This is a genomic window from Pseudomonas sp. P106(2024), from assembly GCF_057480815.1.
The window spans coordinates 22148-32056 of record NZ_JBLIYU010000027.1 but is presented as its reverse complement, the minus strand read 5'-3'; the positions used below and the strand labels follow the sequence as shown (position 1 = coordinate 32056).

The following is a 9909-nucleotide window of genomic DNA, read 5'->3' as shown; positions in this document are numbered from 1 at the left end:
GGTTAAACCCAACTTGCTCGGGTTGCTTACGTCGGGCGGAGGCGGTGGTCTGAACGCCGGAATGCTGTGGTTCAACGTGATCTCGCTGAAGACGGCTTACAACAGCCTGCAGAAAAGCAATGCGCCGGAATACACCTTGGGGTTTGCGGCGTCGATTTTCGGTGTGATCGGTGCGGCCGCGGCGACATTGGTTAGCGTGAGAAAAACGCAGCAAGCAGCAATGCTGCGATTGAGTTCGACGGCGCCGGGGATGGCGTTTGGTAACGGCGTAATCAAGTTCTTGGGGAGCAATCTGTTTGCACGATTATCCGGTTACCCTGCAATTTTTCTAGGACTCACTTCAGACTTTCAAAAATCAAAAAGACAAAAACAACACGGCAACACTGAAGCATCTGATTTGACACTTTATGGCGGAAGCGCTGTCGCGGCAGGCTCCGTTTTAGTACTGGAGGGCGGACTCGCGGTTGCGGGAGTTACATCAGTTGTACCCTTTGCCGGATGGGGCGCAGCAGCGCTTGTACTCCTGGGAGCAGTGATCATCGCTGGAGGCTTATACCTTCACGCCAAATCGTATGAACACCTCCATACCCCTATCGAACTGTGGGCAGCAAGGAGCATATTCGGCAATCGTAAAAACGATGGAGAGGTGCATCCCGAAGTCGTTCTGGATCATGAAAAAAGACTTCCTACATTCCCTTCTCTGCAAGACGAACTTAAAGCCTGGCACGATGAGCATTACGGACCAAGGTTAATAACCGCAGAAGAAGCGCGATCCTTTGGTATAACCGGGGTCGACAGTGGTTGGCATGAAAATAAATATTGGGCACCAGCAAACTGGACTGCCATCACCCATAACGAAGTCAGCACTACACAACCCACCGTGGAATTCACAGTATTCCTACCGGGTTTCATCGTAGGCACAAGCGAATGGTCAGGTAGCTTGAGCAGTCTTCGTGAAGACGGAGAAATGGTCGTCTTTCCACTTACCGCTATTTGCTACGTTATAGGCGCCGGCTTAATTCTGAACTTTAAAAATACGATAAACAGCCAAAACCATGCCTCACTGCATCTAGCCTATATTTCCAACCAAGGTTTGAGTGAAGGCAACAAGGTTAATTCAATTTTTCGTCTCGAGCACTAATCATGGCAGTCATATGGATATTCAACAAAAACTCAAACTCTGGATACAAACCAGCAATTAATGGACAGCTAGAAAATTTGTCCACAGACACATTAACCTTGCGAAACCCGTGGGTATCCGACTCTGTATTCATGGCAAAACTATACACCGCCATGACATTAGCCCTGGCTCTTTCTTTCTATCCCGACATTGCAGACCCCGAATACAGACTCATACTACTAGAACGCACCCAGTCCGTGATTCAGTATATTTTTGCACCACTAATATTCACACCTTTCCTCGCCTATAGAATCTATTTCATAAAAAAACTTTCAAACTTCCACTTCATCCGATCAACCAAAAAAATTTACTACCAGCGCGGCAGAAAACTTATCACTTTTGACTGGAACAAGACCCATGGGGGCGTATTCAAACGCACCGAATTTGGAGGCTCATCCTTTAGCACCAGTTATGCACTTGCCTTCGCCCCACCTAGAGAGGATGGCAGCCTGCACCAGAAAGATTGCTTATGGGTCGACAGCAACGAACCCACTGAATCCGACATCAAACACGTCGCCGAAGTCTGGGAATACATTCGCCAGTTCATGAACCACGGCCCATCCAAACTCCCTCCTCCCGGCGACCCCAACTGGTGGCACCGGCCGCTTCATGCCATCTGCCTGACCCCGGCAGAAGCCTGGCGCCACTACGCCCCTTGGCGAACCGGCGAGCCCGGTGAAATGCAGGGCAAGAAAAACTGGCAACTGCCGTTCTGGGCCGTGTTGTTCCCCTACAACCTCGGCCTCGCCATCGGCTGGTACGCCGTGTGCCGCCTGTTCAATGTCCGGGCAGCACCGCCTCCGCCAGAGGCTTTCGACGAAGCCCCTGTTCAACTAAAAAAGGAAAGCGCAAATGAAACCCATCGTACTCGTAGGCCATCGTCATAGTTGCCCTATCCATGGCGAAGGCACCGTAGAAACAGGCGCAAGCGCAGCATTCGTGGATGGCAGGGCAATAGCACGCGTCGGCGACCGAATCAGTTGTGGCGCTGTCATCGAAACCGGTGCTGGCAGCACGATCATCGAGGGCCAACCGGCGGCAAGGGAGGGAGACACCACCAGCCATGGCGGAACCTTGGTCGAGGGTGATCCGGGTTGGTTGATTGATTGACAGCAAAGCCGGCAGATGGCTTTGACAATGTCTAGCCCTGAAATAGATTTACACCTGTTCAGGTAGGCCGATAGGCCTTAAAACGCCCGATGCACCGCATCGGGCGTTTTGTTTTTCAGGGCCATGTTAGGCCGATCTGTGTTGTAGATCTGCACGGCTCAACAACCATCTTCCTTGCCTGTTCCAGACTTTCAGGGCTACTTAGCAGCAGCTCTGTTTTGAGGATTCCGTTGATGCGCTCAGCTAGGTGTTCTGTTCTGCAAGGTTTTGGGTGCGGCGCTGATGCCGGCGATGCGTGCAAGGGTTGGTGCCTTGGGCGATCAGCCGCCGCGCTTCATAGCGCAGTGAGCGCGCCTGACACAGGCCGACGTCGGGGTAGGTACCGAGGCATGCGATCGGAGTGGCTTTGACTGGAACGAAAAAAGACGCCGAAGCGTCTATTTTCAATGATCTAAAGAATCCCATGAAACTCTGTAGATCTATATTTGGAGCGGGAAACGAGACTCGAACTCGCGACCCCGACCTTGGCAAGGTCGTGCTCTACCAACTGAGCTATTCCCGCGTCGTGATGAGTGCCATTCTAGCGATTTCCAGAACGGCGTCAACCCCTTGATTCAAAAAAACTTTTACTTTTGCTCCGAACCTTCGCGCAAGTGCGGCCAGGCGGCCAGCAGGTAGTGCACCATCGAGATCAGGGTCAGGCCCGCCGCGACCAGCAGCAGCCCATAGCCCAGCACCACCCAGAAGGTCAGCAGCGGCGGGTTGGCCAGCAGGATCACCAGCGCCAGCATCTGCGCGGCGGTCTTCCACTTGCCCAGGTTCGACACCGCCACGTGGGCGCGGGCGCCGAGCTCGGCCATCCACTCGCGCAGCGCCGAGACGACAATCTCGCGGCCGATGATCACCGCCGCCGGCAGCGTCAGCCAGAAGTTGGCGTGCACCTGCACCAGCAGGACCAGGGCCACGGCGACCATCAGCTTGTCGGCCACCGGGTCGAGGAAGGCGCCGAACGGGGTGCTCTGCTGCAAGCGACGCGCCAGGTAGCCGTCGAGCCAGTCGGTGGCGGCGGCGATGGCGAACACCGTGCTGGCGGCCATGTAGCTCCAGTGATAGGGCACATAGAACAGCAGGATGAAGATCGGGATGAGCAGGACGCGTAGAACGGTGAGCAGGTTTGGAATATTCATCGGTACGACTGGCTGCGAGTTGAACCCGGCATTCTACTCGCTATGCAGGCTGGCATAAATCGACTCGGCAAGCTTTTTACTGATGCCGGGGGCTTTGGCGATCTCGTCGACACTGGCGCGGTTGAGCTCCTGCAGGCCGCCGAAATGTTTCAGCAGGTCGCGACGGCGCTTGGGGCCGACCCCGGCGACGTCCTCCAGGCTCGATGTGCGCCGGGCCTTGCCGCGCCGGGCGCGGTGGCCGGTGATGGCAAAACGGTGGGCTTCGTCGCGAATCTGCTGGATCAGGTGCAGGGCCGGCGAGTCGCCCTTGAGGGTGAACTCGTGGGCCACGTCGTTCAGGTACAGGGTCTCGAAACCGGCCTTGCGGGTCACGCCCTTGGCCACCCCCAGCAGCGTCAGGTCAGCAAAGCCCAGTTCCTGCATCACGTCGCGGGCCATGTTCAGCTGGCCCTTGCCGCCGTCCACCAACAATACGTCGGGCAACTTGCCCTCGCCGTCCTTGATCCGCCCATAGCGGCGCTGCAAGGCCTGGTGCATGGCCGCGTAGTCGTCGCCAGCGGTAACGCCTTCGATGTTGAAGCGGCGGTAGTCGGACTTGAGCGGGCCTTCGGGGCCGAACACCACGCAGCTGGCCACGGTGGCTTCGCCGCTGGAGTGGCTGATGTCGTAGCACTCCAGGCGTTGCGGCACCTCGTCCAGGTCGAGCACCTGGGCCAGCGCCTCGAAGCGCGCGGCCATGTGCTGGCGGTTGGCCAGGCGGGCATTGAGGGCCTGCTCGGCGTTGGTCACCGCCAACTGCTGCCAGCGCGCGCGGGTGCCGCGCACCCGGTGGCTGATGCTGATTTCGCGGCCGCGCAGGGTCTGCAGCGCCTCGCTGATGGCGGCGAAGTCGTCGTGCACCACGTTGACGATCAGCTCGCCCGGCAGCTCGCGCTCGGCGTTGCCCAGGTAGTATTGGGAGAGGAACGCGGCCATGACTTCGGCCACCTCCTCCTCGATGCCCACCTGGGGAAAGAAGTTCTTGCTGCCCAGCACCCGGCCGCCACGCACGCTGATTAGGTGCACGCAGGCGCCGCCCGGGTTGACGAAGGCCGCCACCACGTCGACGTCGCCGGAGCCGCCCTCCATGTACTGCTGGTCCTGGACCCGGCGCAGCAGGGCGATCTGGTCGCGCAGCTCGGCGGCCTTCTCGAAGTTCAGGGCCATGGCGGCCTTTTCCATCTCGGCGCTGAGCTCGTTGCCCAGTTGCTGGCTGCGGCCTTCGAGGAACATCACCGAATGGCGCACGTCCTCGGCGTACTCCTCGGCGGCGACCAGCCCCACGCACGGACCCTTGCAGCGCTTGATCTGGTACTGCAGGCACGGGCGGGTGCGGTTGGCGTAGTAACTGTCCTCGCACTGGCGCACCGAGAACGCCTTCTGCAACAGGCTCAGGCTCTCGCGGATGGCACCGGCGCTGGGGTACGGGCCGAAATAACGGCCCTTGGCCTTCTTCGCGCCACGGTGGATGCCCAGGCGCGGGAATTCACCGTCGGACAGGAACACGTACGGGTAGGACTTATCGTCGCGCAGCAGGATGTTGTAGGGCGGCCGCCACTCCTTGATCAGCGTCTGCTCAAGCAGCAGCGCCTCGGTCTCGTTGGCAGTGATGGTGGTTTCGACCTGGGCGATGCGCCCCACCAGGGCAGCCGTCTTCGGCGCCAGCCCGGTCTTGCGGAAATAGCTGGCCAGGCGCTTCTTGAGGTTCTTGGCCTTGCCCACGTACAGCAGCCGGGCCTCGGCGTCGAACATCCGGTACACGCCCGGGCGACCGCTGCAGGTCGCCAGGAACGCGCTTGCATCAAAAGGTTGTGACATGAGGTGTGCTTACAGACTTGCGTCGACCATACCGTGGCGGACGGCCAGCAAGGTCAGTTCGACGTCGCTGGTGACCGAGAGTTTTTCGAAGATTCGATAACGGTAAGTATTGACGGTCTTGGGGGACAGACACAACTTGTCAGAGATGATCTGCACCTTCTGGCAGCCGACGATCATCAGCGCAATCTGGATTTCCCGCTCGGACAGCGCGTCAAACGGCGAGCCCTGGGGCTGGAACGACTTGAGCGCCAGCTGCTGGGCAATCTGCGGGCTGATGTAACGCTGGCCGGCGAAGGCCAGGCGAATCGCCTGGACCATTTCGTCGAGCCCGGCACCCTTGGTGAGGTAGCCCGCGGCACCCGCCTGCAACAGGCGGGTGGGGAACGGGTCTTCCTCGCACACGGTTACCGCGACCACCTTGATGTCCGGATGGCTGCGCAACAGCTTGCGCGTGGCTTCCAGACCACCGATCCCTGGCATCTTCACGTCCATCAGGACCACATCCGGCTTGAGCTCGCGGGCCAGCTTGAGGGCGGACTCGCCAGAGTCCGCCTCCCCCACCACCTGCAGCCCGTCGATGTCGGCCAGCATGCGTGTGATGCCGGTACGCACCAGATCGTGATCGTCGACCACCAGGACCCTAATCAAGCAGACACCTCGTCAGTGGGGCGATTGGATCCCGCCACCTTAACAAAATTTTTCACAACGAACCTAGCGCAAAGCGTCATGGAAATATGCCTGCCGGTCAGGCCGCCGAATGCGCAGCACTTGCGCCCCCCCCTCCTCGCCCGCCAGGCGGTTGAGCAGGTGCCAGACCGCGGCTTGGTCGGCCGAAGGTAGGCGGCGGAACGCGTCGAGCAGACGGTTTTCGTCGGACGTGAGGCTGTCCAGCGGCGCGGGGGTGTGCACGCCGCTCAGCACATAGAGCGCATCGACGCCCTTGCTGGCGACGGCCGCGAGGTAATCCATGCGCGGCGTGCGTTCGCCGCTCTCGTATTTGCCCTGGGCGTTGGGCTCGACACCGCCGATATCGCCAAAGATACGCTGGGTCAGCCCCAAGCGTTCGCGCTCTTCTCTGAGTCGCGGACCGAATCCGTTCATCTGCTTGCCTCCTTTGCATGAATGGAAGACGGGTGCATCCCGCACCCGAGTGAATGCTTGCGCAGTCGTCCGGCACTATGCCAATTGGATCCAATCCTTGCAAGCCATCATTGCGCCACAGCCGGACGGCTGGTGGACATGGAAGCGCCCGACGACAGACGAAAATAGCACTTCCAAGAATCAGAAAAATCACCCAAGTCAGTAAGAAAGCGTACATCGAAGCACGACTGAAACGGCGGGAAAAGTGTCGAAAAACGCCATTTTGGCGTCATTTTATCGGCACAAACAAGCATATCATTTTTTTGACGCCCAACTTTTATCTAACTTTAACTCATTGTTTTATAAGCAATTTTTAACTTAATCACAGCACACTTAGAATTTATCAAAACAACAACACAACAAAGCTTGCCGAACTATCAGAAAACTCCTTAGGATGTAAAAAGACCACCAAGAAACAGCCTGCATCGCTATATATCTAGCGCGGCCTGATCCTGCGCGTCTGGCATTTTCACAACTTCTTGAACTGAGTATCTCGGCCGGCCTTGCGCCGCGCCTGGGGAGAGGGATCTATGAACATCAGTATCTTCGGACTTGGCTATGTGGGGGCGGTCTGCGCCGGCTGCCTGTCGGCACGCGGGCACCAGGTACTGGGGGTGGACGTCGCCCAGGCGAAGATTGACATGATCAACCAGGGCCGCTCGCCCATCGTCGAGCCAGGCCTGGAACAGCTGCTGCTCGACGGCGTGCGCCAGGGCCGCCTGCGCGGCACCACCGATGTCCAGGCGGCGATCCTGGCCACCGAACTGTCGCTACTGTGCGTCGGCACGCCAAGCAAGGCCAATGGCGACCTCGACCTGGTGTACATGGAAGCGGTGTGCCGGGAGATCGGCGCGGCCCTGCGCGACAAGGCGAGCCGTCATACCGTGGTGGTGCGCAGCACGGTGCTGCCGGGCACGGTGAAGAACGTGGTCATCCCGCTCCTCGAACAGGCCTCGGGCAAGCAGGCCGGGCGTGATTTCGGCGTGGCGGTCAACCCGGAGTTCCTGCGCGAGAGCACGGCGATCCAGGACTACGACTTCCCCGCCATGACCGTGATCGGCGAACTCGACAGCCGCTCGGGCGACCTGCTCGCCGCGCTGTACGAAGGCCTCGACGCCCCGGTGATCCGCAAGTCGATCGAGGTCGCCGAGCTGATCAAGTACACCTGCAACGTCTGGCACGCCACCAAGGTCAGCTTCGCCAACGAGATCGGCAACATCGCCAAGGCCTCGGGGGTCGACGGCCGCGAGGTGATGGACGTGGTCTGCCAGGACTACAAGCTCAACCTGTCGCGCTACTACCTGCGCCCGGGCTTCGCCTTCGGCGGCTCGTGCCTGCCCAAGGACGTGCGCGCCCTCACCTACCGCGCCAGCCAGCTGGACGTGGCGCACCCACTGCTGGCCTCGATCATGGACAGCAATCGCAACCAGGTAGAGAACGCCTTCGACCTGGTGACCCGGGCCGGCAAGCGCCGCATCGCCCTGCTCGGGCTGGCCTTCAAGGCCAACAGCGACGACCTGCGCGAAAGCCCGCTGGTGACCCTGGCCGAACAACTGATCGGCAAGGGCTACGACCTGCGCATCTTCGATGCCAACGTCGACCACGCCCGTCAGTTCGGCGCCAACCGCCAATACATCGAGCAGCAGATTCCCCATGTCAGCGCCCTGCTGCGCAGCGACCTGCAGCAGGTCATCGACGAGGCCGAGGTGATCGTGCTGGGCAACAACGACGAGCGCTTCGTCCAGGCCCTGGACGTCGGCAACGGCAAGCAGGTGATCGACCTGGTCGGCTTCATGGCCGGCAGCAGCGACGCCCAACGCCACGGCATCTGCTGGTAAGGCACGCCGCTGCCCGCCGTCACGGCGGGCCCCGACCCAAGGAGCTACAACGCCATGGAACGACAGCAACAGCGGCCTTTCGCGGCCCCGGCGTACATGCGCGCGGCGGCCGGCTTCTGCGCCTGGGCGCTGCTCGCCGGGCTGATCGCCCTGGCCGCGCAGATGGTCGCGCCACAGTACCTGGACCCCAGCCACCACCAATTCATCTTCATCATCGGCACCCTGGGCATGTGGCGCTACGGCAACGCCATCGTCCACTACCTGCGCGGCATGTACTTTTTGCACTGGCGCTTCCCACGCCTGCGCCGCCGGGTCGAGCGCCTGGGCGACGCGGCCTTGCCGTCGCACATGTTCATGGTGGTGACCAGTTTTCGCATCCCCACCCATACCACCTTCAAGGTGTACCAGTCGGTGTTCCAGGAGGTGCAGCGGCTCAAGGTGCCGTGCACGGTGATTGCCTCGATCGTCGAGAAGGGCGACGAGCAGTTCATCAAGGACATCATGCGCGACGAGGTGCAGGGACGCGACGACATCGACCTGGTGATCGTCCGCGCCCGCGGCACCGGCAAGCGCGATGGCCTGGCCCATGCCTTCCGCGCGCTGTCGCGGCAGATGCCGCTGGACGACGCGGTGGTCGGCGTGGTCGACGGCGACACCATGATGCTACCCGGCTGCGTCGAGCGGGCGGTCAAGCTGTTCGCCGTGCTGCCCGACGTCGGCGGCCTGACCACCAACGAGTTCTGCGAGGTCGAAGGCAGCCGCTGGATGCGCCAGTGGCACTCGATGCGCTTCGTCCAGCGGCACATCAACATGTGCTCGATGGCCCTGTCGCACCGGGTGCTGACCCTCACCGGGCGGCTGTCGTTCTTCCGCGCCGGGGTGATGACCGACCCTGGCTTCATCCGCGATGTCGAGGCGGATTTTCTCGAGCACTGGCGCCTGGGCCGCTTCCAGTTCCTCACCGGCGACGACAAGTCGAGCTGGCTGAGCCTGATGCGCGCCGGCTGGGACACCTTCTACGTGCCCGACAGCCACACCCTGACCGTCGAGCACCCGCCCAGCGACAGTTTCTGGGTGGCCACCCGCCAGCTGATGTTCCGCTGGTACGGCAACTCGCTGCGCCAGAACTTTCGCGCCACCGCCCTGCTCGGCCGCGCGCGCCTGGGACTGTTCACCCTCTATGTACTGCTCGACCAGCGGGTGTCGATGTGGACCTGCCTGATGGGCCTGACCGCCTCGGTGGTGGCCGGCCTGGTATTCGGCATCCAGTACCTGCTGGTGTACCTGTTCTGGGTGCTGGTCTCGCGCAGCCTGGTGACGGTGCTGTTCGTCTTCGCCGGGCACCCGGTCAGCCCGATGTACCCGTTCGTTCTCTATTACAACCAGATCGTCGGTTCGCTGATGAAGGTCTACGCGATGTTCCACATGGACCAGCAACGCTGGACGCGACAGAAGACCACCCTGGCCACCGGCAGCGTCGACTTCGACGCCAGCCTCAACCGCTGGTCCTCGAAGGCGATGCTGTGCTCCTCGATCGCCATCTTCTTCGGGGTCATCACCGTTCTCCTGGAACTCACGCAACGTTAAGGAAAGGCGC

The 9909-nt window shown here is 60.7% G+C and carries 9 protein-coding genes, 1 tRNA gene and 2 pseudogenes; 5 read left to right on the top strand and 7 right to left on the bottom strand.

Annotation, left to right across the window (positions count from 1 at the left end):
* The 3 genes and pseudogenes from AC25M7_RS25025 to AC25M7_RS25015 form a co-directional block, all read left to right on the top strand.
* Window positions 1-1141: pseudogene (locus AC25M7_RS25025) on the top strand (T6SS effector BTH_I2691 family protein); the annotation flags it as partial.
* A gap of 2 nt (window positions 1142-1143) precedes the next feature.
* Window positions 1144-2067, top strand: a complete 924-nt coding sequence (locus AC25M7_RS25020; protein ID WP_486971599.1) for a DUF6708 domain-containing protein — start codon at window positions 1144-1146, stop codon at window positions 2065-2067.
* Window positions 2033-2290 (top strand): PAAR domain-containing protein, encoded by a 258-nt coding sequence (locus AC25M7_RS25015; RefSeq protein WP_139670126.1) that lies wholly within the window; start codon window positions 2033-2035, stop codon window positions 2288-2290. Before AC25M7_RS25020 ends, AC25M7_RS25015 begins: the two co-directional genes overlap by 35 nt.
* Before the next feature lie 77 nt (window positions 2291-2367).
* Here AC25M7_RS25015 and AC25M7_RS25010 read toward each other — a convergent pair.
* The 7 genes and pseudogenes from AC25M7_RS25010 to AC25M7_RS24980 all read right to left on the bottom strand — a co-directional run.
* Window positions 2368-2552 (bottom strand): annotated as a pseudogene (locus tag AC25M7_RS25010) (integrase core domain-containing protein); the annotation flags it as partial.
* Window positions 2534-2755 carry an integrase arm-type DNA-binding domain-containing protein gene (locus tag AC25M7_RS25005; protein WP_213883003.1) on the bottom strand — a complete coding sequence of 74 codons (222 nt, stop codon included), beginning with the start codon at window positions 2753-2755 and terminating at the stop codon, window positions 2534-2536. The gene AC25M7_RS25005 and the pseudogene AC25M7_RS25010, both read right to left, overlap by 19 nt.
* A 21-nt stretch (window positions 2756-2776) precedes the next feature.
* Window positions 2777-2852, bottom strand: a tRNA-Gly gene (locus AC25M7_RS25000).
* 64 nt (window positions 2853-2916) lie between these two features.
* Complete coding sequence (gene pgsA, locus AC25M7_RS24995; RefSeq protein ID WP_028692524.1) at window positions 2917-3477, bottom strand: CDP-diacylglycerol--glycerol-3-phosphate 3-phosphatidyltransferase; 561 nt, start codon at window positions 3475-3477, stop codon at window positions 2917-2919.
* Window positions 3478-3510: 33 nt separating this feature from the next.
* Complete coding sequence (uvrC, locus tag AC25M7_RS24990; RefSeq protein WP_050704747.1) at window positions 3511-5334, bottom strand: excinuclease ABC subunit UvrC; 1824 nt, start codon at window positions 5332-5334, stop codon at window positions 3511-3513.
* Between the two features lie 9 nt (window positions 5335-5343).
* Window positions 5344-5982, bottom strand: a complete 639-nt coding sequence (gene gacA, locus AC25M7_RS24985) for a response regulator transcription factor GacA (protein WP_028692526.1) — start codon at window positions 5980-5982, stop codon at window positions 5344-5346.
* A 63-nt stretch (window positions 5983-6045) separates the two neighbouring features.
* Window positions 6046-6435, bottom strand: a complete 390-nt coding sequence (locus tag AC25M7_RS24980; protein ID WP_028692527.1) for a helix-turn-helix domain-containing protein — start codon at window positions 6433-6435, stop codon at window positions 6046-6048.
* Window positions 6436-7004: 569 nt separating this feature from the next.
* Here AC25M7_RS24980 and AC25M7_RS24975 point away from each other — a divergent pair.
* Both AC25M7_RS24975 and AC25M7_RS24970 read left to right on the top strand, forming a co-directional pair.
* A complete protein-coding gene (locus AC25M7_RS24975) occupies window positions 7005-8312 on the top strand; it encodes a nucleotide sugar dehydrogenase (RefSeq protein WP_028692528.1) in 1308 nt (435 codons plus the stop codon).
* A 54-nt stretch (window positions 8313-8366) separates the two neighbouring features.
* On the top strand, window positions 8367-9899 hold the full coding sequence (locus AC25M7_RS24970) for a glycosyltransferase (RefSeq protein ID WP_028692529.1): 1533 nt from the start codon (window positions 8367-8369) through the stop codon (window positions 9897-9899).
* Window positions 9900-9909: the final 10 nt, after the last annotated feature.